The organism is Parasaccharibacter sp. TMW 2.1884 (assembly GCF_023337695.1).
Taxonomy (GTDB): Bacteria; Pseudomonadota; Alphaproteobacteria; order Acetobacterales; family Acetobacteraceae; genus Bombella; species Bombella apis.
In genome coordinates, this window is record NZ_QORR01000002.1 from 228,614 (window position 1) to 251,551 (window position 22,938).

Below are 22,938 nucleotides of genomic sequence, written 5' to 3' on the forward strand. Positions count from 1 at the left end.
GTTTGAGAAAGTCCAGAAGAGGGGGGCAGAATGGGAAAAAAGGCAGCAGAAGACAAGTTAACCAGCTGTCATGCCTGCTTTCTTCCGCCTTTTTTCCCGCATTGGGCGCCCAGGTCCGTTATTGGGGCAGGGTGAGCATGTGGGGCTGGGGAGAATGGATGCGGCCTGCGGAAGGTGCCTGGCCTGTTTCCGTATCAGCCGGTTTCTGCCAGCTGCCGGCAGTGCTGGCAGCATTGCCAACGGCCCGGTCTGCCGTTGCGGTGGCACCGGTCACGACCGTGCTGGCCGGGGGCTGCGGTGCAGCCGGGGGTGTGCCGGACAGATCCGTGCTGCTCAGCTCCTGGCTCTGGATGGTGGCGGCATTCAGCGGTGTGCCTGTTGCGTCCGTCAGCCATGAGGCCAGATGGCTGCGAACCTGGTATTCCAGCTCGACATTCATGTCATCCATGAGCTGCGTGTTGAGCGTATGGAGGTTGTGCTCCAGCCCGAGCTTGCCCGGGGCATCAATCGTGCGCTGGACATGCGCCGTGATGAAGCCGTGGTGATGGCTGGCGGCGTCATTCAGGTTCAGCTGGACTGTATAACTCCCGCTGAGGGCATGGTGCGGGGCCTTGCTCATCTCCGCTTTCGTGATGGTGAAGCTGGCCGTACCGGATGCTCCCATGGCGTGCAGGCGCTGGCGCCCCATAAGGGCCAGAGCGTCGGCGGGGTTGGTCGGGCTGTGGGAGGACAGGGCGTCACTGTCGGGCTGGACCTGGTTGCTGACATCAACCTGGCTGACATTCAGGTTGAGGGGGGGCAGGTAGCTGTAATCCGGTGACGGGAATGTTTCCTCTCCGGAACCGCCGGAGGCACAGCCTGCCAGCAGAGCCAGCGCACAGCCCATTCCCAGGCTGAAGAGAGAGGAACGCAGCTTCATGCGGCTGACCAGATGAGGCGTTCTGGCACTATGGTTCGTCATGGTTTTCATGTCCGGCGCCTGTTGTTTTTTCGTGGTCCTGCGGGGTGAGCCGGTCCCGGTCGGGCAGGCCTGCTGTCCGACCGGCCTCAAAAAAGAAAGACTGCCCCCAGTGTCTGGAAGAAAATGGAAAAGATGTCCGGTTTTGTCCAGTCTCTTCCTGTGTGGTGGCCTGTGTATCGGTCTGGGAGGACGAAGGTGCCAGGGCGATGTCCTTCCACAGGGCCGAGGCCTTGCCCACGCCATAATCTTCCAGCCGGAAGGGGTGGGCATGTTTCAGTTCCTCAATGCAGTTGGGGTTGCTGATGAACCATGAGAGGAGAAAGATGGGGACCAGTGGCGTAAGCGGCCCATCTCCCAGCAGGAGTTCACCCTGCGGGTGGTAGAAAAGGGGCTGCTGTGCTGTTTGCGGGTCTATCTGCCCTGCCGGGCCGGGCCAGAAGAGGTAGAAGGTTTCTCCGTTTCTTTCGTCACTGAAGCGGCAGGCCACACCTCTGTCTGTCGGCATGGTCAGTTCGGCCCGGATGATGCGGCCACTGAAAGGGGAGCAGGCCAGCGTGTGGGGGCCGGCGGGCCGTGTCTCCAGCATGGCCCGGATGAACCGGGGCGCAAAGGGCTGGCCAGTTGCATCCGCTGCCTCCAGCTCCAGTGAGGTCTCTTCACCATCCAGCAGTGTGGCGGGAGACAGGACAAGAAGCGACCTGCTGACAGAGCGGAACCAGAGGCCGAGCAGCTGGAGGCGGGCCGTGTGCGGCAGGTTGGTGAGTGGGGCCATGGCCTCATGCGGGAAGCAGGCCTCGGCTGGCAGGGGCGTTACCCGGCCCAGCAGCGTCGTGCTGAGTTGCTGTAGGGCGGGGGCAACGGCCTCCCTGATCTTCTGGCTCCAGCGTTTGTCCAGCGCCAGGGCGTGGCAGGCGAGGATATCCCCTTCAGGTGTGAGCCACCAGCAGGCTTCCTGCCCTGTGTGCCTGTGCTGGAGACTCAGGACCTCCATCCCGGCAGGGGCCGGATGACGCCCGTTGCACTGCCAACCCGGATAGAGCCGTTCGACGGGCTGCCCGTCCCGCTGGAGAGGTACTGGAAGCCCTGCTGTCATGGCGCTCCAGCATCACCGTTTTTCTGGCCATCGGGCAGGCTTTCACGGGTGAAGGTGAAAGCCGTGTTGCAGAAATGGCATTCCATGGAGATCACGCCATCCTGTGCCATGTGGTCGAGGTCCTCCCCGCTGAAACGTTCCAGCACACCCTGGAGGCGGGCCCGGCTGCACCGGCAGCCGAAGGAGAGAGGCCTGGCCGGGGCCAGCTCCACATCCAGCGTGCCGAAGAGACGGTTGATGAGCGCCCCGGGGGAGAGCTGTGGGTTGAAGAGCTCCTCTGCCGTCAGGGTCTGGCCAAAGGTGCAGGCCGTTTCCCACAGGTCCTGGATGGTGGCATCGGCTGGTCTGTGGTCATCATTGCCCGCAATCGGGGTGCTGTCTGGCAGGCGTTCCAGTACCAGGGCTCCGGCCTGCCAGCCCGCTTCCGTATGGCGGGAGAAGAGGTGGATGGCGCAGTCATGCTGCTCACTGGTCTGGAAATAATGTTCGGCCATGTCAGCCAGAGTGGGGCCTTCGAGCCCGACAATGCCTTGATAACGGTCGGTATCCGGCCCCTGATCCACGGTAAAGGCCATATAGCCCTTGCCCAGCAGTCCGGAAGCATCTTCCGGCAGGGGGAGGGTGTAATCTTCAGCCATGCGGGCGGTAAAGCGCAGTTCGCCTGTATCGGTGCAGTCTGCAAGGAACAGGGAAACAGGTCCGTCTCCTTTGACCTGAAGGGAGAAGGACCCTTTGAATTTGAGGGCCGTCGCCATGGCTGCCACGAGGGCGAGCGCCTGTCCGCCAAGGAGGCGGACCGGTTCTGGCAGTTCATCATGGCGGGAGAGGATGGCCCCGGCCAGCGGGCCAAGTGTGATCAGCCGCCCCCGTACTGGCACATGGCCAAGATGGAACGGTGTGATGGCATGGGCGACCGTGAGGTCGGGGACATCATGCGGGCGGGGCGTTGCTGCGGGCGTGGTGGTTTCTGTCACCGGGGTCACAATCCTCTCTGTCGGGCCTGCCTGGCCTGATGCCCTACCCCCTCCGGGGCAGGCATCAGGCGGAAGGGTCTAGCCCTGATAGGCCGAAAGATCATCCTTCTCCATGCACCAGAGCAGAAGCCCTTTCTGGGCATGCAGGCGGTTTTCGGCTTCATCAAACACGATGGAGGCCGGGCTTTCGAACACGGCCTTGCTGACTTCTTCCCCTATATGGGCAGGCAGACAGTGCATGAACAGGGCCTGGGGTGAGGCCAGCGCCATGAGGGTTTCATCCACATGGTAAGGGCGGAACAGCCTGAGGCGTTTTTCCGCATCTTCATCCCCCATGCTGACCCATGTGTCCGTGATGACGGCATCCGCTCCTGCTGCGGCCTCCTTGGGGTCATGCGTCAGGCGGATGTCACCGCCATTGTCCCGGGCCCATTGCACTGCGGTTTCGGACGGGGTGAACTCCCCTTCCGGTGTGGCCAGATGCAGGGTGAAGCCCAGTCGGGCTGCGGCCTCGATCATGGAGGTGGCAACATTGTTGCCATCGCCGATCCAGGCCAGTTTTTTGCCGGTGATCGGCCCCCTGTGTTCCTCAAAGGTAAGGATGTCGGCCAGAATTTGTACAGGGTGGGAGATCGGTGTCAGCCCGTTGATGACCGGCACGCTGCTCCAGCGGGCCAGCTCACGCAGGTTGGCATCCTTGCCCGTGCGCAGCACGATGACATCCAGAAAACGGGAGAGGACACGGGCCGTATCGGCAATGCTTTCTCCACGCCCCAGTTGCATGTCGGATGGAGCCAGCACGTTGACGGTCCCGCCAAGCTGTTTCATCCCGACTTCAAAGGAGACACGGGTGCGGGTGGAGGGGCGGGACATCATCAGCCCCAGCGCGCGGCCGGCCAGTGGCTGGCCGGGGCAGAGCGGATGTCTGCGCCCCTGCTGGAGAGCCTTGACCCGTGCGGCGAGCGTGAGGATGTGCCGCAGTGTCTCGGTGGAGTGGTCCTTGATGTCCAGGAAGTGACGGGGCGATGAGGCCTTGGTGGTACTCACGCAGGTGTCTCCTTACTTGTTGGCAAGGGCGTGAGCAGCACGCCCGATGCGGGTGCAGGCTTCCTGACAGTCAGCCTCGGTTGCAATGAGGGGCGGAACCAGACGCAGCACGTTGTCCCCTGCGCCTATGGCCAGAAGGCCCTCGGCCATGACAGCGGCCAGAACATCCCCGACAGGGATGCGGCAGCGCAGGCCCCGCATCAGTCCGACACCACGGACTTCCTCGAAAATGGTGGGATATTCCCTCACGCAGGCTTCAAGCATTGTGCCAAAGGCGGCACCGGTCTTGCGGACATGCTCCAGAAAGCCGGGTGACAGAATCTCTTTCAGCACGGCCAGCCCGGCCGAGCAGGCCAGTGGGTTGCCGCCATAAGTGGTGCCATGCGTGCCGGGTGTGAGGTGCTGGGCCAAGTCTTCACGGGCCAGTACAGCCCCGAGCGGTACGCCCCCGCCAATGCCTTTGGCGGAGGACACGACATCCGGTGTGATGCCTGCCTGCTCGAAGGCGAAGAGCGTACCGGTACGGCCCATGCCGCTCTGTACCTCATCAATGCCCAGATAGAGGCCTTTCTCATCGCACAGGGCACGGAGGCCCTGCAGGAATTCATGGTCTGCTGCCCGGATGCCACTTTCCCCCTGCACGGGTTCCAGTAGGATGCCGGCTGTCTGGTCTGTCACGGCGGCCCGGACGGCGTTGAGGTCGTTGAAGGGCACATGGTCGAACCCTTCCACCGGTGTGCCGAACCCTTCCAGATAGGCCGGGTTGCCGGTTGCGGAAATGGTGGCCAGTGTCCGTCCATGAAAGGCATTGTTGAAACAGATGATGCGTGTGCGTTCAGGGTGACCATTTTTGTACTGGGCCCGCCGGATCAGTTTGATGAGGCCCTCATTGGCCTCCGCACCGGAATTGCAGAAGAGGACTGAATCCGCAAAGCTGTTCGCCACCAGCATGTCCGCCAGGGCCCTGGCCTGTGGAACCTGATAGAGGTTTGAGACGTGGATGACTTTGCTGGCCTGTTCGGTGATGGCCTTCACGAGGGCCGGGTGGCTGTGGCCAAGGGAGGACACGGCAATGCCAGCCCCGAAGTCCAGATAGCGTCGTCCATCCGTGCCGGTGAGCCAGAGGCCTTCGCCATGCTCAAAGGCAAGGTCAAAGCGTTTGTAGTTCGGCATGATGGAGGCGATCATGGTGGACGCGTTCCCGGTCTGAAAAATCAACGACATACAGCCCGTATCCGGTGGCGCATCAGTTCCATGCCTCCAACGGAAAATACCCCTGTCCGGTTTTCAGATCAGGGGGAGCTGCCCGACCATACTGCTTGCAGAACGGGGAATCGTCAAACCCTGTTTTGCAGGCAGGCCATGGAGGGCTTTGCAGCCGGACGCATGGCCTTCAGTCCGGCAGCCGCCGATAGATGAGATTCCGTGCCAGCCAGCAGCTGACACGCAGCTGGTGGAGGCGCCCGTTCCGCCGTTCGAAGTGGAGGGTCCAGTCGCCGGGCGGGGTGTGATCCAGAGCCCGGGGGCAGGGGAAGGCCCACAGGTCCGGTCCCAGTCCGGTCAGCCGTTCCATCCGCCCTGTTCCCAGAAAACCGGAGAACCCGCCATGCAGCAGCCCGCTCTGGCTGGTGATGGTGAAACGGGAGCCGTCCAGCTCCTCACATTCATAGTCTCCGGCAAGTTCTTTCGGGTCGGGCTGGGGGCTGGCAGGGTAGGGGCGGAGCAGGGCATGCCGGTTCTCCCCTGGCCGTTCCATGATGATGTGGGGCGTGGGGATTTCCTGTGTGCTGGCCTGCATGTGTTCGCCCTGTATATGCCGCACACGGAGGTTCCCGGCCTCGGCAAGCTGGGGGGAGATGATGTCCAGCGTTTCCGGCAGCATGAGGTAGCGGAGCTGAAGCTTGCCCGGTGCTGCTGCGGTGATGCGGGCGGAGAGGCCGGTTTCCTCATCCAGCCAGAGGCCCTCCAGTGCATGGGGAGCCTGTCTGCCAGAGGGGGCCTGTCGGGCAGCCGGTTTTCCCTCTTCTCCCAGAAAGGCCCGGAACAGGTTGGCGGCGGCCTGCTGGGCCGGGGACATGTGGTTGAAGAGGACCACGACAGAGAGGCGCAAGGCGGCACAGTGCAGCCGGTGGGACCGCCAGCCCCGCAGGGCGCCGCCATGGGCTGTGACCTCATGGCCTGCGATGGTGCCATGCTGCAGCCCGAAGCCGTAAGGCGCCTTGTGCCCGTTATCGAACAGGACGGGGCGGCTCATGCGGTTATAGAGGCCTTCGGGGTCATCACGCTGCTGGTCGATGAAACGTTCCCAGGCGATCATGTCATCGAGCGAGGCTGCCATCCCGGCATCCCCTGTCCAGTAGATGTGATTGCGGGCGGGCCAGTAGCCGCCCTCCTGTGTCCCCTCATAGCCGGTTGTGCCATCGGGCAGGGCGCTGGTTTCCGCCGCCAGGATGGCCCGCCTCATGCCGACCCTGTCGAAAACATGCTGCTGGAGCAGCTCGGCAAAGCTCAGCCCGCTTTCTTCTTCCATCGCCTCGGAAATCAGACGGAAATTCTGGTTGACGTAGGAATAGGATGTGCCGGGAAGAAACTGGAGGGACCGTGTCCCGGTGATGACCCTGTCGGAATCCGCCGGGCTGAATGTGCCTTCAATGGCGGCACCATGCAGCATGGCCACGGCCCAGTAATCCCGCAGGCCGGACTGGTTGTGAGCCAGCTGTGTGACAGTGGGCGGGTCGGAGCGGAGCCGGGGCAGCCGCCTGTGGATGTATGGGGCCAGGGTTTCCGGGTTTTCGTAACGGTCCAGCAGGGTGGCGCAGGTGAACTGCTTGGTGATGGAACAGATGCGGAACAGGCTTGCGGGCGTGAAAGGCAGGCGGCGTTCCAGCGAGGCATAGCCCCAGCAGTGCCGGGCGATCACTTCCCCCTCATGCAGGACGGCAACAGCTCCACCGGGGCCGGGATAACGGGTGGCCGTGGCGTGCATTTCTTCCTTCAGGCGCCCGGTCCGGGGCAGGATGGAGTGTTGTGCGTGCATGAGAACTCACTGGCGGGTACTATGGAGAGGCCTGTTACCAGTGATGAAGATTTTGGACGGGCAGGGCAAGAGCAAGTTATGGACTGATCGCATGGATGTTATCCCACCTTCACCAGATTATCAGAGCCTGAAAGACGCAGCTCTGGCCCATCTGGCCCGCTTTGCCACGACCCGGCAAAGCTTGCGGCAGATGTTGCAGCGGCGTGTTCGCCGCTGGGGGGTACGGGCTGCCCGGGCTGGCATGTTTGCCGAGGAGGTCGCTGCACATGAGGCCGTCTGCCTGCCGGTTATCGACCAGATCGTGGAGGAGATGGGGCGCCTCGGAGCTGTGGATGATGCGGCCTTTTCCCGTTCCAGGTCCCGCAATCTGGTCCGTGCCGGGCGGTCCCGCCGAGCTGTGCAGGCCCATCTTCAGGCAAGGGGCGTTGATGGTGAGACGGTCCGGCAGGCGGTGGATGAGAGCCTGGGAGAGGCAGGGGAGGAGCAGGCCCATCAGGCCGAACTGGCCGCCGCACTCATCCTGGCTCGCAAAAGGGCGGTCGGGCCATTCCACAGGCCCGACAGGCCGGAGAAGGAACACATGAAGGTACTGGCCATTTTTGCCCGCAACGGTTTTGCGCAGGATGTTGCGGAGAAGGCGCTTGGAATGGACAGGGAGGATGCGGAAGATCTGATTATCGGATTCCGGTCCCTGTGATGTTCCGTTGGGCAGGAACCAGATTCAGCCTCAATGTCCGGTTAGGCTGATGTCTGGCGAGAATGGGCAGAGCGTGAGGTGGACCATGCAGAAAAGCGGGGCTGTCATGCAGGGATGGCAGATGTGGGACCGCCGGAAGGAGGTGCTGGCCCTGTGTGTCTGCCTCACTCTCGGAGCATGCAGCTCGGTCGGATCCTACCATGGGCCGGTGCAGTGTGCGCCTTATGCGCGGCAGGTGAGTGGGGTCAACCTGCGGGGGCGGGCTGCCAGCTGGTGGTGGGAAGCCCGGGGCCATTACCAGCGTAGCCACAGGCCACAGCCGGGGAGTGTGCTGGTGTTCCGGGCAAGCTCCCGTATTCCGGATGGGCATGTGTCGGTCGTGCGGCGCCTGCGGACGAGGCGGCGGATTGAAGTGGATCATGCCAACTGGGTTGGCGGGCGTATTGAGCACAGTGTGCCGGTGGAGGACATCTCCCCAAGGGGGGACTGGTCGCTGGTCCGGGTCTGGTGGGCCCCAGCAGGAAGTATGGGCAGGCGTGCATATCCCACCTATGGTTTTATCCTGCCAATGCGCTAGGATGCCTTCACGACATGGGTGGGCCCATGGGCCGGGGGTTGCACAATCAGTACGCCCCTGCCACATGGGGGACGCCTCAACCTTATCAGGGAGTATGGTCCTATGGGCAGCATGAGTCCGATTCACTGGATAATCCTTGCCGTTATTGTACTGGTGCTGTTCGGTGGTGGCGGCAAGATCAGCAGCCTGATGGGCGATTTCGCCAAGGGGATCAAATCCTTCAAGAAGGGCATGGCCGAGGATGACCGGGAGGGAACCGCCGCCCCGCAGCAGGCTGACGAACGTCTGTCCCCGCCCCAGCCCCAGCAGGGTACGGCAGCGCCCCATCAGCAGCCGGATGCCCGTATGGCTGATGATGAAAGCCACCGTTCCCGCTGATCCCGCTCTGCGGAACAGTTCCGGCACCTGAAGACCCGATGATACCCATATGACTTTCTGCACAGACTGGCGGGCCGTGCCCCGCTCCTGCTGGGGTGCGGCCGTGGCTCTGGGCAATTTTGATGGCGTGCATCGAGGTCATGTCCATTTGCTTCAGAGCCTGAAGATGGCTCGCCCCGGCTGTCGGTTGGGGGTGCTGACCTTCGAGCCACATCCACGGTCTTTTTTCCGTCCGCAGGACCCACCCTTCCGTCTCATGCGGCCGGAGGTGCGTGCCGCCGCCCTGAAGGAACAGGGCGTAAGCTGCATCGTGCAGGCAGAGTTTGATGAGGCTTTTTCCCATCTGGGTGCCGAGGCCTTCGTGCGGGATGTGCTGATCGAGGGGCTGCATGTGGCTCATGTGGCCTGTGGGGCGGACTTCGCCTTCGGGTACCGGCGGGAGGGTGATGTCACGTTTCTGGAGCAGCTTCTGGTGGAGCATGGTGTGGGCGTCAGTATCGTCCCGCAGCTGGCGGATGTGGCAGGGCCGGTGTCTTCCAGCCGGATACGCCGTCTCCTTCAGGAGGGTTATCCCGAGAAGGCAGCGGAGCTTCTGGGGCGCAACTGGGCCATCACGGGAGAGGTGGTCCAGGGGGATCAGCGGGGGCGCCTTCTGGGGTTCCCGACAGCCAACATTGCGCTGAAGGAGCATCTGGAGCCTGCCAGGGGTGTCTATGCCGTGAGGGTGCAGATGCCGGACGGCCGGCTCGTGCCCGGCGTGGCCAATCTTGGCCGCCGCCCGACCATCAATGACGGGCGGGAGAGCCGGCTGGAGGCTCATCTTTTCGATGTGGATGAGGACCTGTACGGCCAGATTCTGGGGGTGGAGCTGGTTGCCCTGCTCCGGGACGAGAAACGCTTTTCCTCCCTTGATGAGCTGAAGGCCCATATTGCGGCAGATGCCGCACAGGCGAAGCAGGTGCTCGGCAAGACAGGGGGTTGACCGGGACGGCAGGCTCTCTCCATAAGTACAGTTATTTTTATCCCGTACTGAGAGCTGGCGCACCTATTCCATGTCTGAGCCTGTAGAAAAGACCGATACCGTTTTCCGTGAGCAGCAGGAGCGTTACCGGGGAACGGTCTTCCTGCCCAAGACGTCTTTCCCCATGCGGGGCAACCTGCCAAAGCGGGAGCCGGACATGCTGGCCCATTGGGCGGAGGCGGGGCTGGATGGCCAGATAGCGGAGGCCGGGCGTCGGGCGGACAGCATCTTCACGCTGCATGATGGCCCGCCCTATGCCAACGGGCATATCCATATCGGCCATGCCCTCAACAAAGTGATGAAGGACGTCATCAACCGTGCTCAGCGCATGAATGGGGCGCAGGTGCGCTACATGCCGGGATGGGACTGCCACGGCCTGCCGATCGAGTGGAAGGTCGAGGAGGAATATCGCCGGAAGGGCAAGGACAAGGATGCCGTGCCGGTTCTCCAGTTCCGTGCGGAATGTCGGGAATATGCCGCAAAGTGGGTGGAGGCCCAGCGGGAGGACTTCAAGCGTCTGGGCATCCAGGCGGAGTGGGACAACCGCTACGTGACGATGGACTTCGCCTCCGAGGCGCAGATTGCCGAGGAAATCGGCAAGTTCCTTCTCAATGGCCGTCTCTATCGTGGGTTGCGCCCCGTGATGTGGAGTCCGGTCGAGAAGACGGCCCTGGCCGAGGCGGAAGTCGAATATCACGACATCACCTCCACGACCCTGTTCGTGGCTTTCCCCAATGTGAAGGACCCGACGGAAGGGCAGCTGCTCTCCGGTGCCTCGGCCGTGATCTGGACCACGACCCCGTGGACGATCCCCGTCAACCGGGCACTCGCTGCCGGGCCGGATATCACCTACACGGTCATCCATGTCACCGGCGTGGCCGAGGACAGTCTCGTGCCGGTCGGGGCGAAGCTGATCGTGGCCGTGGACCGTTTGGAAGACTTCCTCTCCGGCGCAGGCGTTACCGGGCATGAGGTCCTTCACACTCTTCCCGGCCGTGCGCTGGAAGGAGCCGTGTTCGCCCATCCGCTGCGGGGGCGTGGGTTTGATTATGACGTGCCGCTGCTGCTTGGTGATTTCGTCACGACGGATGCCGGTACCGGTCTGGTGCACATGGCCCCTGCGCATGGTCATGACGACTTCATGCTCTGCCGTGCCCACGGCGTGGAAGTGACGGAAGAGGTCTGCGACAACGGAACCTATGTGGACTGGATGCCGGAGCTTGGGGGTGTTCATGTCTTCAAGGCCACGCAGCCCGTATGTGATCTGCTGACACAGGTGCGGGATCAGGCCCGGCAGGACGGTGCCCCGGCCCGTGGCCTTATGGCCCGGGCGGAGATCGTCCATTCCTATCCCCATTCGTGGCGGTCCAAGAAGCCGGTGATTTTCCGGGCCACGCCGCAGTGGTTCATCGCCATGGAGCCCCGTGAAGGGGATGAGGGTGGCCCAGGCCTGCGTGAGCGTGCCCTGAAGGCCCTTGATGACATCAGCTTCGTACCGGCCAGCTCCCGCCGCCGCCTGACGAGCATGATCGAGCAGCGGCCGGACTGGTGCATCTCCCGCCAGCGGTCCTGGGGCGTGCCGATCGCCGTGTTCGTGGAGAAACGCACCGGTGAGGTGCTGCGGGATGCCGATGTGATGTCCCGCATCGTGCAGAGCTTCCGGGAGCGTGGGGCGGATGCCTGGTATGACACGGACCCTGCCGTCTATCTCGGTGAAGGCCGCAATCCGGAAGACTATGATCAGGTTTTCGACATTGTTGACGTCTGGTTCGAGAGCGGATGCAGCCATCGTTTCGTCCTGCATCAGGAGGGCGTGAATTACCCGGCCGACCTGTATCTGGAAGGCTCCGACCAGCATCGCGGCTGGTTCCAGTCCTCCCTGCTGGAAAGTGTGGGGGCCGAAGGCGTGGCGTCCTACAGGACGGTCGTGACGAACGGGTTCGTGCTGGACGGGCAGGGGCGCAAGATGTCCAAGTCCCTCGGCAACACCATCGTGCCTGATGACGTGACGAAGACGCTGGGTGCGGACGTGCTGCGCCTGTGGGTCCTGAACTCTGATACCAATGAGGACCTCCGCATCAGTCAGGAGATTCTCAAGCAGCAGGGCGAGCTGTACCGCCGTGTGCGGAACACGCTGCGCTGGCTGTTGGGGGCACTGGATGGCTTCACGCAGGCCGAGGCCCTGCCGCTGGGCTGGGATGACGTGTCCGCCCCGGTGGACGTGATGCTGGACAGGCTGGTCCCGGACGAGGCGGCCCGTGCCCTCCGCCACAAGGCAACGGTGAAGGCCCGCAAGGCCCTGCCGCTGCTGGAGCAGTATATCCTGCACCGTCTGTACGAGCTGTACCAGCGTGTGCAGGAGGCGGTGAAGACCCATCAGTGGAACGGCGTCTATCCGCTGCTGCACAATTTCTGCAACAATGAGCTGTCGGCCTTCTATTTCGACATCCGCAAGGACGTCCTCTATTGCGATCCAACGGACTCCCATGCACGCCGGGCGGCCCGCACCGTGCTGGACGTGCTGCACCGTGCCCTGACGACGTGGCTGGCCCCGGCTCTGGTCTTCACGGCGGAAGAGTCGTGGCAGGCCCGTTTCGGGCAGGAAGGCAGCGTGCATCTGGAGCGCTTCTTCGTGCCGGAAGAAGGCTGGCATGATCCTGAACTGGCCGGACGGTGGGAGACCCTGCGTCAGGTCCGCCGCCGTGTCACCACGGCTCTGGAAGTCGCCCGTCGGGAAGGGTTGATCGGCTCCTCGCTGGAGGCCCAGGTCCATCTGCCCCTGACGGCCGATGAGCAGGTCGTGTCCGAAGGGATCGACTGGGCGGAGCTTTGCCTGGCGTCCGAGGTCCATGTGCAGCCGGGTCAGGCCGAGGATGAGGTGAGGGTCAGCCGTGCGGACGGGCAGAAATGTGCCCGCTGCTGGCGTGTCCTGCCTGATGTCGGGCAGAATGAGGACCACAGCCATCTCTGCCTGCGCTGTTTTGGTGCGGTGAGTGCATGAGGTCGGCCCGGGCTGAAGGTACAGGGAGCGGCGCATCCCCGGCCCCTGTACCGGGGTCGCCACGGTGGCGGCTGGTCGGGTTGGTAACGGCTCTTGCTGTCCTGTTCGTGGACCAGGCGAGCAAGGCATGGATTCTCTACGGGCTGAACCTGCCGGCACGGGGGACCATGGATGTCATGCCCTGCCTCAGCTTCACGATGGTATGGAATCACGCCGTGACGTTCGGCATGTTCGGCGGGCACGGACGCTGGCTGTTCATTGCCATCTCCCTGCTGGCAGTGTTGGGGCTTCTGGTCGTTCTTCTGCGGTCACGCCGTCGGCTGGTCAGTCTTGCCTGCGGCGGAATCATCGGGGGCGCCATTGGCAATGTGATAGACCGTCTTCATTACGGGGCTGTAGTGGATTTCCTGCATTTTCATGTCGGGGGATGGTCCTGGTATGTTTTCAACATTGCGGATTCCGGCATTGTCTGTGGTGTTGGCCTGTGGCTGCTGGACTCCTTTCTGGCGGAGCGGCGGAGCCGGAATGGCTGAAGTGACAACCGGCTTGCCCATTGCAGGCAGGCCCTATAGGATTGGGCATCTTTTTGTGAGTGCAGTGCGGGAACCTGTCATGCGGCTTTTTGCTCCTTCAGTTATACGTCACGGAGTCCGGTTGGGTGCTCTGGCCACGTTCGGGCTGGCGTTGGCTGGGTGCTCCGGCAGTGATGTGGCGCGTGGCTTCGGCCTTCAGCGCAGCCTGCCGGATGAATACGCCGTGACGACCCGTGCGCCACTCTCCATGCCACCCTCGGAGAAACTGGCCCTTCCGGGGGCAGCCAGTGCCAACCGCCCGGATGAAAGTCCCCGTATGCAGGCGCTGGAGACGCTCGCCCCGGATGTCGCTCTTCACCCCAATGAGGGGACGGAGAGCGTCGGGCAGGAGGCCCTTGTCCAGCGGGCCACATCGGCGGCCCGTGGTCCGAACAATGCCGAACTTGGCGATGCTGATGCTGGATTTGTGGACAGTCTTCTTTTCTGGCGGGGTGGCCGGGCTGGCAATGTTGTGGATGGCGAAGCGGAAAATCGCCGCATCCAGAAGAATGCGGCCCTGGGGCAGAGCTTTGCTGAAGGCGCCACGCCGACCCTGCGGAAGGGTGGCAAATAAGAGCTTTCAGGCTCTCCTTTTGCGGTTGGTGTTCCGTCCTGTTCTGCCTCCTGTCTGAGGAGAAGTCATGATGAGGCCTGTCATCCGCCGTCTTTCCAGCCATGTTGTGGATCTTATTGCCGCTGGTGAGGTGGTGGAGCGCCCGGCGGCGGCGCTCAAGGAACTGGTGGAAAATGCGCTGGATGCCGGGGCGACCCGTCTTGAGGTCACCCTGCGGGGGGGCGGCTGTGAGCTGATTGATGTCCGGGATAATGGCCGGGGGATGGAAGCCGAGGAGCTGCCCCTGGCGGTGGAGCGGCACTGTACCTCCAAATTGCCGGATGATGACCTGACGGCCATAAAAACACTGGGGTTTCGGGGGGAGGCGCTGCCATCCATCGGGGCCAGTGCCCGCCTTTTCCTGACATCACGGACAGAAACGGCTGAAACGGCCTGGGAGCTTTCCGTGCAGGGGGGTGTTGTCAGCGGGCCGGTGCCTTCTGCTGGTTCTGTGGGGACCCGTGTTGTGGTGCGGGACCTGTTCTTTGCGACACCGGCCCGCCGCAAATTTCTCAAGACAGCCAGAGTGGAGGGCAATCACGCTGAAGCCGTCATGCGGCGTGTGGCGTTGAGTGCGCCGGATTGTGCCATCAGTTTCATCATGGATGGGCGGGAGATATTCAATCTGCCGCCGCAGGATGTCCGTGCCCGTGTGGCCAGCATTCTTGATGTGCCCGAAGATGGCCTTCTGACGGTTGATGAGCAGCGTGGCCCCATGCGGCTGGGCGGGTATATCTGTGGTCCGGGTGAAACCAGGCGGACAGGCAGCGGCCAGTTCATGCTGGTCAATAATCGCCCTGTGATGGACCCCATCCTGCGGACTGCCATACGGGTGGCCTATCGGCCCGTGATCGAGAAAGGGCGTTTCCCTGTTCTCCTGCTGCATCTGCGCCTTCCGCTTGATCGTGTGGATGTGAATGTCCATCCTGCCAAGACAGAGCTGCGGTTTGCGGATGAGGCCGAGGTGAGAGCTTTTGTCATTGGGGCTGTGGGGCGTGCGTTGGCCCGTAGCGCCGGGGACGGTGGAGGCATACAGGCCGATCTTGGCATCATTGGCCGCCGGGCAGCTTCCATTGGGCAGAATGTGCCGGGTACGTCCTATTCATATGATCATACGGGCGCCCGGGCTGTTCCTCCGGCCGATCTTGGTCTGGGGACGTCCGTTCGCCGTTTTGCTTCGTCTGCCGTGATGGAGCGGCAGTCTGCTCCCGGCCTTGCAGAGCCGCAGCAGGGTTATGTGACGTCGGGCCGGGTTGCGCAGGTGGAAGATGGCGGAGGGGAGGAGGTGCCTCATCCGTCTGTTGGCGGCAGACAGCCGGAGCAGCCACTTGGTGTGCCGATCGGGCAGATTCATGCCACCTATATTCTCTCGATTGCCCCGGATGGTGACCTGATCCTGACAGACCAGCATGCTGCCCATGAGCGTCTGACCCATGAGCGCCTGCGTGCCCGTTTTGCTGAAGGGGCCGTGCAGGCGCAGGCCCTTCTGATGCCGGAGGTGGTTGATCTGCCGCATGGGGCGGCCGAGGCGCTGTCACGATGTGCGGAGGAGCTGGCCCGTTTTGGTCTGGAGATAGAATCTTTTGGCAGTGGGAGCGTTCTGGTCCGCAGTCTGCCCGCCCCATTGAGCGGTAGTGACGTGGCGGGCCTTCTGCGGGATGTGGCGGATGAACTCGTGCAGATGCCTGACCTGCCAGCCCGGCAGACAGACAGTCTGGATGGGCGGTTTGAAGCCATCATGGCCCGGATGGCCTGTCATGGCAGCATCCGTGCCGGCCGTATTCTCAAGCAGGAGGAAATGGATGCTCTGTTGCGGGGCATGGAGCAGCATCCCCGGGCCAATACCTGCCCTCATGGCCGTCCGACATGGTTGAAGCTGGACAAGGACGGGCTGGAGAAACTTTTCGGGCGGACCAGGTAATACTGGTGCCGAAAGGCATTTCACATTTCTTTGACAGGAAAACAGGGCGGCCCAAAGGGCCTTTCTATGGTTTTCATCGCATTGAAAGAGGTAATGTCACATCTTGTTTCATGGATGTGCCCTTTCCTTCCCGGAGTTGATCTTGAAGGAAGGGGGCGGAAAGAGGATGGAATGGTCGATCTTGTTGGCGAGTTGAAATCTGTTGTTGGCACCAGATATGTCCTGACCTCGGAAAGTGCGACCTACGGGTACCGCAAGGGGTTCCGGTTTGGTGATGGCCGGGTGGAAGCCGTCGTTATTCCCGGCTCTCTGGTTGAGCTGTGGCGTGTCTCGAAGCTGGCGGTGGAATCAGGGCGCATCATTCTCATGCAGGCGGCCAATACAGGGCTGACGGGCGGCTCCACACCGGATGGCAACGATTATGACAGGCCGATCATTCTCATCAGCACACGCAGGCTGAAAGGTATCCAGCTTCTGGGAGAAGGCCGACAGGTTGTCTGCCTGCCGGGGGCGGATCTTTACGAGCTGGAAGAAAAACTGGCTCCGCTGGGGCGGGAACCCCATTCGGTCATCGGGTCTTCCTGCATCGGGGCTTCTGTCCTCGGGGGGGTGAGCAACAACTCGGGCGGGGCCCTGGTGCAGCGTGGTCCGGCTTATACGGAAATGGCCCTCTATGGACAGGTGGATGCCGAGGGCAGGCTGAATCTGGTCAATCATCTGGGCATCCGCTTCCCGGATGAAGCTGTGGCAGAATCCGTGCTGGATGCGCTGGAACATGGTCGTTACAGCCCGGATGATGTGGACTGGTCGGGCACGAGAAAGGCCCATGATGATGATTACGTCAACCGTATCCGCCAGGTCGATGAGGCATCCCCGGGGCGTTACAATGCGGACCCGGGCCGTCTGTTCGAGGCATCCGGTAATGCGGGAAAGCTGATCGTCTTTGCCGTGCGGCTGGATACCTTCCCGGCAGCGAAGGATACGGCCGTCTTCTATCTTGGCACCAACCGGACCGATACGTTGGAAAAGGTCCGGCGGCATCTTCTGACGGCGTTTGAGGAGCTGCCCGTTGCGGGTGAATACATGCATCGGGATGCTTTTGCCATTGCGGATGAATACGGGCGGGATACCGTGGCGCTGATCCGCTTTCTGGGAACGAAACATCTGCCGCTCATGTTCCGTCTGAAGGCTCGTGTGGATGCCTTTGCCCGGCGTTTCTCATGGGTACCGGACGGGCTGAGCGACCTGCTCATGCAGTCTGGCAGCCGGTTCCTGCCCTCGCAGGTGCCAGCCCGCATGAGGGCCTATCACGAGAGATATGACCATCACCTCATGCTGCGTGTATCTGGCACGCTGGCCCGGCAGGTCCGCCCATGGCTGGAGAGCTTCTTTACCGAAGGGCAGGAGGTGGAGGGTGCCTTCTTTGAGTGTACGGCGCAGGAGGGGACGCTGGCTTTTCTGCACCGGTTTGCGGCGGCGGGGGCAGCAAACCGGTATGTGGCTGTTCATGGCAGGAAGACGGGTGGCATGATGGCACTGGATGTCGCTCTGCGCCGCAATGACTGGGAGTGGCAGGAGCGTCTTCCGCCGGAGGTGGACGACCAGCTGCTGCTGAAGCTCTATTACGGGCACTTCCTCTGCCATGTCATGCATCAGGATTATGTTGTCAGGCCTGGTGTGGACCCCATGGAAGTTGAGACGACCATGATGTGGCCAATACTGGACAAACGGGGAGCCCGTTATCCGGCCGAGCATAATGTGGGGCACCTCTATCATGCTCCGCAGAGCATGGCCGCCCATTATCGCTCGCTCGATCCTTGCAACTGTTTGAATCCCGGCATTGGCCGTCAGACAAAGAAGAAAAATTGGGTCGCAGAAAGCGTCTGAAGCCAGATGGGCGCGCCTCCCCTTGCGGGAAAGCCCTGTCTGCGTGGTGGGAGGTGGATCAGAAATCGTCTGCCGTCAGGGGGACGGGTGTAAGGTCCGCCGGGAGATAGAGCGGGTGTTCGGGGCGATGGCCTTTGCGGCTCAGCCGCAGGGCCGTGACCTTGTGACCAGCCCGGAGCAGCAGCCGTGCCACCTCAGGTCCCCGGTAGCGCAGCTCCTTGGCCTGCGGGGTGCCGTAGGCCAGCACGATGAGTTCAGCCTGTCCGGCCATGTCCAGCAGGTAGTGGTCGGTCTCCGGGCCGACGGGGTCGGCGACCTCGAGAAGGCGTTTCTGGTCCGTGCAGCGATAGGCGAAGCTGTTGCCCACGAACATGCCGCCATAACCCCATTGCCGACTGTAACGCTGGCATTTGGCCACGGAACGGTCATCTCCATATTCCGTGGCGACAGAGGGATTCATCATGATCCACATGATGAGGGGCCCTGTCTCATTCCAGATACGCCTGAGCGTATAGCGGTAACAGTCACCCGGCCCGGCATAGAGGGCCGTGCTGGTGACATCATCAGCGAGCCGGAGTGGCCTGGCCGTGCCGACATGGTGCGGTGTGTGCGGCATGTCCCGTGTGTTCCTCCGATGATGGTCAGGGAGCGTTGGGGGGAATTGTCAGGCAGTCTATGGTCCCTCGCAGATGCTTGCACGCTCCGGTAGCCTGGCTGTGCGTCAGGTTGATGAGCCGGGCCCGGTAGAGTGTACCTCTGGCCGTACGAACGGGCATGACATGGACGGAGGCCCCGCCGGCAATGGGGGTAATGCGGGGGCGTAGCTGTGTGGCAACCATGAGGGCCTGTTTTTCACCAGCATAGCTCCCCAGCTGGATGGCCCAGTCATGGGTTGATTCGGCCAGCATGTCTGTCGCTCCCCTCCGTCTGGCTGGGGCATCAGCCAGGGGAATGGACTGGATGCGCAGCGTATTTCTCTGTGGTTCTGGCGGAAAGGAGCGTGGTGGAGGCGAATGGGGCCGGGCGATGGGAGCTGCTGGCTGCGGCTGAGGGGAGGAAAAACCGCGGGCGGCCCATGCGGCCCGGATGTCCTGTGTTTCGGCTGTTTGGACAGCCTGTCCGGCCGTGGTGGTTTCGTCATAGCTCCCACCACCATCCAGAGGTGTGGCCGTATCCATGCGGGCGGGTCCCTGCGCCGTCCTGTCATGGCGGGCCACGATGAGGTCATTGCGGGAGCGCTGATGCGGCCAGATGCCCATGATCTTGGGGGCAATGGCCGCCACATAATTGCGTGTCTCCCGTGGGAGGGCCCTGTTCTGGCGGAGGTAGTGGTCCAGACTGCCCGGGCCATAATTATAGGCAGCCAGAAAGCCGGGAGAGCCGTATATTTCATACATCTGGCGGATATAGGCTGTTCCGGCGAGAATGTTGTCGTGCGGGTCGTAGGGGTCAGGTCCCAGATTGTACTGGGTCCGCAGGTCGTCATAGGCGGGTGGCATGATCTGCATCAGCCCCATGGCGCCGGGCGTGGAGGTGATGAAGTTGCCATAACGGTCATACAGATGCCCCCCTGATTCCTGATGCATGACGGCCCTGATCCATTCAGCAGGCACATCGAAACGGTTTGATGCTTCATTGATGTAAGGCCCCCAGGGGTCTTCAGGCGGGCCGGGCGGTGTGTAGTGCGAGCGGGCATGGGCCTGATAGTCTGCCTGTTCCTCCAGCACGGGCATGGTCGGGCTGTTGCCGCTGGGACGTGTGGCGCAGGCTGCCAGAAGGGCAGGGAGGAGCAGGGCAAGGCAGAGGCGGACCATACGCAGGGTAGAGGACGGGGCAGTGCGTATCATGGGGGCTTCCTGAACAGGGACATGCGTGAGCTTCCTCTCCCTATCATGGAAATGATGGAGGGCAGAGAGGAGCCTGGTTTTTATAAGTAAAGATCACGTTATAAAAGAGGTTTAATGGAAGGTAGGGGATTGAAAAAAGGAAGGAAACGGGACTACTGTAGAGGGGATTATATTGGCTGGCAGCTGGAGCTGCTCCGTTCTGTACCTGCCCGAGGCGGGGGAATGGTTTTATTGGTAGGAATTGAAGGACGAGATCATGTCTTACGCTGCGCTGGATGCAGGCCGTGTTGCCCGTGCTGCCGAGCTGGCCCTGCAGACGCTGGCCGGGGAGAGGGAGACCTCTGAGGCGCATCAGCGCAAAACGATCCTGATCGAGCGTATACATGCTCTTGCCAGAGCCGCCGCAGATACGGCAGGACAGGGGACGGTGACGCTGACGTCCGAAGAGTTCTGGCTGATTTCCCGGAACTGGTGACGTGTCAGTGGGGCATGGCGAATGAATGATCATATGATTCTGAGAGACTGGGTGTCAGGGAGCGTTGAGGGATGAAGTGGTTTTTTGCGATTACAGAGAAGACACTGTCCAACGACCCTGATCATGGTTTTATCGATTGTATCCGGGCTGCCGTACAGTCGGCCCGTGAGAATACGACGCTGATCCCGCACATGGTGTTTGATGGAAACGAATGTGACTTCACGCGGGAGATGCGGGCTGCCGGGGTGAATGTCATTTTTCACCGTCTGCATTTCTATGACCGCCTGCTGGAGGCCCAGCGTCGCCTCAAACCGGAATGGCCCAATTACATTTTTACGGCGGCTGGTGCCTTCATGCGGCTGGAGCTGCCCCTGCTGGAGCAGGATGACCAGTACGTCCTGTACACCGACTGTGACGTGATGTTCCTGAAGGACCCGCAGGTCGAGTTCTGCACGCCGGAAATCTTTGCGGCTTGCGGGCAGTTCGGCAAGCAGGATTACTACGTGGACATGAACTCGGGGGTCATGGTGATGAACCTCGAGCGTATGCGCCGCGACCTGCCAGCAATGGTGGATTTCCTGTGCGATAATCTGGACCATGTGGCTGGGTATGATCAGGAGCTGCTGCGCATTTTCTACAATGCACAGTGGAGCCCACTTTCCGCCCGCTTCAACTGGAAGCCTTACTGGGGGGTGGATGACAACGCTACCATCGTCCATTTTCATGCGGCCAAGCCACCTGCTGCGCGGCATCTGCTGAATGATCCGGCCTATCGTGAGCATGATCATGTCTTCCATGCCTGGCGTCACTGGTTTTTCCAGAATCCGGCTGGATACGGCTATTATGTTCCGAAGTGGGAAGAGTATCTCGAAAAGGCCCGCCGGTCTTATCAGGCGGATGCAGTCAGTGAGTTTGATGCTCTGAGATAGAATGGGGGTTCAACCCATTCAGGCAGTGCTGGAATATGGAAAAGCCCTCCTTCGTGGAGGGTTTTTCTTTGCCGTCATGCCAGCAGGCGGCGTGGCCGTGCACTCTTCCGGGGTTACTTGCTTGTGGAAGGGGAGCGGGGCAGCTGCTCCATCTGCTCAGGCATGGCGGCCGTGCGGCTGGTATGGCGTTCCAGCCATCGCCCAAGGGGACGGGCAATGGCTGGCCCGAGCGTGATGATGGCCAGCATCCGGGCTGTCTGCATGGCAATGATGAAGGGCAGGGCAATCGGGACGTTGGCGCTGATGACGATGATGGTGTCCAGCCCGCCCGGGCTTGTGGCCAGGTAGGCACTGAGGAGGTCAATCCGGGCGAAATGGGCTACCGGCAGGGCCAGCAGGGCGCAGCTGGCAATGAGTGTCATGGAGGAGAGGGCGACCGCTGGGATGGAGCGGAGTGCGTAACGCAGGACGGGTGCGGTGAAACGCAGCCCGATGGACCAGCCGATGGTCAGATAGGCCGGGATGCGGATCCAGAAAGGGGCGCTGATCTGGAACAGGCCACTCAGCTGGGCTGTGGCACCTGTCAGAATGGTCAGCAGAAGTGTTGCCGCTGGTGAACGCAGCCTGAGGCCGATGACTGTACTGATGGCGACAAGCAGCAGTGTAGGTAGCAGGTTGCCTCGCATTGGTGCGGGCGTGGGAGTGGCGTGGCCCGTGCGTATGACGATCCATGAAATCAGGGACGTGGCAACGGCAACCATGATGACCCTGAAATAGAGCATGAAGGCTGTCAGTCTTGTATCAGCTCCGAAAGACCCGCAGAGCATGACCATGGTGGAGGCTGCGCCCGGTGATGTGCCCCAGAGGGCCGTCGTCCCCGGCATGACCCCGAACCAGGCCAGACAGGCCCCCGTGGAAAAACTGACAAGGATGACGGAGAGGACACTGAAAAGAACCAGTACCCAGTGGGACATGATGTGGTGGAGGACAGAGCCTGTCAGGCTGTTGACGACCACACAGGCCAGTATGGCCTGTGCCATGGTAAAGAAAACGGGTTTGATGGTGACGCCACGGTTCCTGATCGACAGGATGATGCCGGCCGCCATGGGGCCCAGCATCATGCCCGCTGTCAGATGCAGCAGCATGAAGAGGCCGGAAATCACGGCAGAAAAAAATACCAGCTCTGCCCATCGTGACCCATGGGAGCGCCAGGAGAGGGAGGACAGGGTCACACGCCCGGTCCCTGCTCAGCGGTCCCTGTCATCAGGGGTTCCAGAGGGATCATTGCCTGAGGGTTTCTTGCGGAAGGCTGCCAGACTGACAACCTTCGCCCCCTCATTTTCCTGGTCATGGGAGTCACCGTCATGGCCTGCACTGGTTCCGGCATGTGCCTTCGGTTCGTCTGCCGAGGGGTGGAAGGTGTGGACCTCGGCCAGACCGCCCTTGTCCCCTCCGTGGAGGTCAGGGTCTGTCGGAGTGTCGGCATCTGCCATGTGCTGCTGGGGCGTGAAATGCATGACGAGATGGATGTGAGGGTCCGCAAAGGCCGTGACCGCTCCCAGAGGGATGTGCAGGGTGCTGGGGATGCCACCAAAGGACAGCCCGACAGAGAAGGTCCGGGTGTCATGGTCCACCGTCAGGTTCTGGAACTGGTGTTGCAGGACGATGGTCATTTCTTCCGGGTAGCGATCCTTGAGGCGGGAGGGGATGTCCACTCCCGGCATGTCGGTACGGAATGTCATGTAGAAATGATGGTCACCAGGGAGGCCATGTTCGCTGACATGGTCCAGCGCCTTGATCATGACGATACGCTGGGCATCCTCCATCCAGCGGTCATAAGGGAGGAGGCTGGCTGGCATGGAGGGGCCGAGCCCGTCGGAGCCGTTGGTATCATCACTCATGGAACAG

21 protein-coding genes are annotated in these 22,938 nt (G+C 62.0%); 11 read left to right on the forward strand and 10 right to left on the reverse strand.

All coding sequences use genetic code 11. The annotated features are described in order from the left end of the window. Positions 1–118 precede the first annotated feature (118 nt). The 6 genes from DTI93_RS05240 to DTI93_RS05265 form a co-directional block, all read right to left on the reverse strand. Positions 119–961, reverse strand: coding sequence for a hypothetical protein (locus tag DTI93_RS05240; protein ID WP_249079877.1), 843 nt, complete (start codon positions 959–961; stop codon positions 119–121). Beyond that, entirely contained in the window at positions 948–2,054 is a 1,107-nt protein-coding gene (locus tag DTI93_RS05245; RefSeq protein ID WP_249079880.1) for a hypothetical protein, read from the reverse strand. The genes DTI93_RS05240 and DTI93_RS05245 overlap by 14 nt, the downstream gene beginning before the upstream one ends. Further along, positions 2,051–3,028 (reverse strand): Hsp33 family molecular chaperone HslO, encoded by a 978-nt coding sequence (locus tag DTI93_RS05250; protein WP_043559345.1) that lies wholly within the window; start codon positions 3,026–3,028, stop codon positions 2,051–2,053. The genes DTI93_RS05245 and DTI93_RS05250 overlap by 4 nt, the downstream gene beginning before the upstream one ends. 78 nt (positions 3,029–3,106) lie before the next feature. After that, positions 3,107–4,075: an ornithine carbamoyltransferase gene (gene argF / locus DTI93_RS05255; RefSeq protein WP_081562912.1), complete on the reverse strand. Its 969-nt coding sequence runs from the start codon at positions 4,073–4,075 to the stop codon at positions 3,107–3,109. A 12-nt stretch (positions 4,076–4,087) separates the two neighbouring features. Beyond that, positions 4,088–5,263, reverse strand: a complete 1,176-nt coding sequence (locus DTI93_RS05260; protein ID WP_043559342.1) for an aspartate aminotransferase family protein — start codon at positions 5,261–5,263, stop codon at positions 4,088–4,090. A gap of 205 nt (positions 5,264–5,468) precedes the next feature. Then, positions 5,469–7,112 (reverse strand): D-aminopeptidase, encoded by a 1,644-nt coding sequence (locus DTI93_RS05265; protein ID WP_249079881.1) that lies wholly within the window; start codon positions 7,110–7,112, stop codon positions 5,469–5,471. A gap of 91 nt (positions 7,113–7,203) precedes the next feature. Between DTI93_RS05265 and DTI93_RS05270 the strand changes: the two genes are divergently transcribed. The 9 genes from DTI93_RS05270 to dld all read left to right on the forward strand — a co-directional run bounded on the left by DTI93_RS05270 (position 7,204) and on the right by dld (position 17,779). Next, positions 7,204–7,809: a regulatory protein RecX gene (locus DTI93_RS05270; RefSeq protein WP_249079883.1), complete on the forward strand. Its 606-nt coding sequence runs from the start codon at positions 7,204–7,206 to the stop codon at positions 7,807–7,809. A 121-nt stretch (positions 7,810–7,930) separates the two neighbouring features. Further along, positions 7,931–8,386 carry a CHAP domain-containing protein gene (locus tag DTI93_RS05275; RefSeq protein ID WP_043559339.1) on the forward strand — a complete coding sequence of 152 codons (456 nt, stop codon included), beginning with the start codon at positions 7,931–7,933 and terminating at the stop codon, positions 8,384–8,386. 102 nt (positions 8,387–8,488) lie between these two features. Beyond that, complete coding sequence (locus tag DTI93_RS05280) at positions 8,489–8,764, forward strand: twin-arginine translocase TatA/TatE family subunit (protein ID WP_043558941.1); 276 nt, start codon at positions 8,489–8,491, stop codon at positions 8,762–8,764. Between the two features lie 49 nt (positions 8,765–8,813). Continuing rightward, positions 8,814–9,746 (forward strand): bifunctional riboflavin kinase/FAD synthetase, encoded by a 933-nt coding sequence (locus tag DTI93_RS05285; RefSeq protein ID WP_249079885.1) that lies wholly within the window; start codon positions 8,814–8,816, stop codon positions 9,744–9,746. Positions 9,747–9,816: 70 nt separating this feature from the next. Then, positions 9,817–12,786, forward strand: coding sequence for an isoleucine--tRNA ligase (gene ileS / locus DTI93_RS05290; RefSeq protein WP_086431552.1), 2,970 nt, complete (start codon positions 9,817–9,819; stop codon positions 12,784–12,786). Next, positions 12,783–13,319, forward strand: a complete 537-nt coding sequence (gene lspA, locus DTI93_RS05295; RefSeq protein WP_081562907.1) for a signal peptidase II — start codon at positions 12,783–12,785, stop codon at positions 13,317–13,319. Before ileS ends, lspA begins: the two co-directional genes overlap by 4 nt. A 55-nt stretch (positions 13,320–13,374) precedes the next feature. Next, on the forward strand, positions 13,375–13,932 hold the full coding sequence (locus DTI93_RS05300) for a DUF3035 domain-containing protein (protein WP_373364572.1): 558 nt from the start codon (positions 13,375–13,377) through the stop codon (positions 13,930–13,932). Between the two features lie 67 nt (positions 13,933–13,999). Next, positions 14,000–15,892 (forward strand): DNA mismatch repair endonuclease MutL, encoded by a 1,893-nt coding sequence (gene mutL, locus DTI93_RS05305; RefSeq protein ID WP_249079886.1) that lies wholly within the window; start codon positions 14,000–14,002, stop codon positions 15,890–15,892. Between the two features lie 171 nt (positions 15,893–16,063). After that, entirely contained in the window at positions 16,064–17,779 is a 1,716-nt protein-coding gene (dld, locus tag DTI93_RS05310) for a D-lactate dehydrogenase (protein WP_154981031.1), read from the forward strand. Between the two features lie 58 nt (positions 17,780–17,837). Here the strand turns inward: dld and DTI93_RS05315 are convergent, their stop codons facing one another. After that, entirely contained in the window at positions 17,838–18,395 is a 558-nt protein-coding gene (locus tag DTI93_RS05315) for a DUF1643 domain-containing protein (RefSeq protein WP_043558930.1), read from the reverse strand. Between the two features lie 25 nt (positions 18,396–18,420). Beyond that, positions 18,421–19,626: a transglycosylase SLT domain-containing protein gene (locus tag DTI93_RS05320; protein WP_249079887.1), complete on the reverse strand. Its 1,206-nt coding sequence runs from the start codon at positions 19,624–19,626 to the stop codon at positions 18,421–18,423. 256 nt (positions 19,627–19,882) lie between these two features. Here DTI93_RS05320 and DTI93_RS05325 point away from each other — a divergent pair, with 256 nt between their 5' ends. Continuing rightward, on the forward strand, positions 19,883–20,101 hold the full coding sequence (locus DTI93_RS05325) for a hypothetical protein (protein WP_043558926.1): 219 nt from the start codon (positions 19,883–19,885) through the stop codon (positions 20,099–20,101). A 71-nt stretch (positions 20,102–20,172) separates the two neighbouring features. Beyond that, positions 20,173–21,030, forward strand: coding sequence for a hypothetical protein (locus DTI93_RS05330; RefSeq protein WP_043558923.1), 858 nt, complete (start codon positions 20,173–20,175; stop codon positions 21,028–21,030). A gap of 113 nt (positions 21,031–21,143) precedes the next feature. Here DTI93_RS05330 and DTI93_RS05335 read toward each other — a convergent pair whose 3' ends face one another. Further along, on the reverse strand, positions 21,144–22,262 hold the full coding sequence (locus DTI93_RS05335) for an AbrB family transcriptional regulator (RefSeq protein WP_249079888.1): 1,119 nt from the start codon (positions 22,260–22,262) through the stop codon (positions 21,144–21,146). A 15-nt stretch (positions 22,263–22,277) separates the two neighbouring features. Continuing rightward, positions 22,278–22,931, reverse strand: coding sequence for an SspB family protein (locus tag DTI93_RS05340; protein WP_052348957.1), 654 nt, complete (start codon positions 22,929–22,931; stop codon positions 22,278–22,280). Positions 22,932–22,938 lie beyond the last annotated feature (7 nt).

Bases quoted from the DNA above. Each gene is read 5' to 3' on its own strand.
- DTI93_RS05240 (WP_249079877.1), bottom strand. From the start codon at position 961: ATGACGAACCATAGTGCCAGAACGCCTCATCTGGTCAGCCGCATGAAG.
- DTI93_RS05245 (WP_249079880.1), bottom strand. From the start codon at position 2,054: ATGACAGCAGGGCTTCCAGTACCTCTCCAGCGGGACGGGCAGCCCGTC.
- DTI93_RS05260 (WP_043559342.1), bottom strand. From the start codon at position 5,263: ATGATCGCCTCCATCATGCCGAACTACAAACGCTTTGACCTTGCCTTT.
- DTI93_RS05265 (WP_249079881.1), bottom strand. From the start codon at position 7,112: ATGCACGCACAACACTCCATCCTGCCCCGGACCGGGCGCCTGAAGGAA.
- DTI93_RS05270 (WP_249079883.1), top strand. From the start codon at position 7,204: ATGGATGTTATCCCACCTTCACCAGATTATCAGAGCCTGAAAGACGCA.
- DTI93_RS05275 (WP_043559339.1), top strand. From the start codon at position 7,931: ATGTGGGACCGCCGGAAGGAGGTGCTGGCCCTGTGTGTCTGCCTCACT.
- DTI93_RS05280 (WP_043558941.1), top strand. From the start codon at position 8,489: ATGGGCAGCATGAGTCCGATTCACTGGATAATCCTTGCCGTTATTGTA.
- DTI93_RS05285 (WP_249079885.1), top strand. From the start codon at position 8,814: ATGACTTTCTGCACAGACTGGCGGGCCGTGCCCCGCTCCTGCTGGGGT.
- ileS (WP_086431552.1), top strand. From the start codon at position 9,817: ATGTCTGAGCCTGTAGAAAAGACCGATACCGTTTTCCGTGAGCAGCAG.
- lspA (WP_081562907.1), top strand. From the start codon at position 12,783: ATGAGGTCGGCCCGGGCTGAAGGTACAGGGAGCGGCGCATCCCCGGCC.
- mutL (WP_249079886.1), top strand. From the start codon at position 14,000: ATGATGAGGCCTGTCATCCGCCGTCTTTCCAGCCATGTTGTGGATCTT.
- dld (WP_154981031.1), top strand. From the start codon at position 16,064: ATGGTCGATCTTGTTGGCGAGTTGAAATCTGTTGTTGGCACCAGATAT.
- DTI93_RS05315 (WP_043558930.1), bottom strand. From the start codon at position 18,395: ATGCCGCACACACCGCACCATGTCGGCACGGCCAGGCCACTCCGGCTC.
- DTI93_RS05320 (WP_249079887.1), bottom strand. From the start codon at position 19,626: ATGATACGCACTGCCCCGTCCTCTACCCTGCGTATGGTCCGCCTCTGC.
- DTI93_RS05325 (WP_043558926.1), top strand. From the start codon at position 19,883: ATGTCTTACGCTGCGCTGGATGCAGGCCGTGTTGCCCGTGCTGCCGAG.
- DTI93_RS05330 (WP_043558923.1), top strand. From the start codon at position 20,173: ATGAAGTGGTTTTTTGCGATTACAGAGAAGACACTGTCCAACGACCCT.
- DTI93_RS05340 (WP_052348957.1), bottom strand. From the start codon at position 22,931: ATGAGTGATGATACCAACGGCTCCGACGGGCTCGGCCCCTCCATGCCA.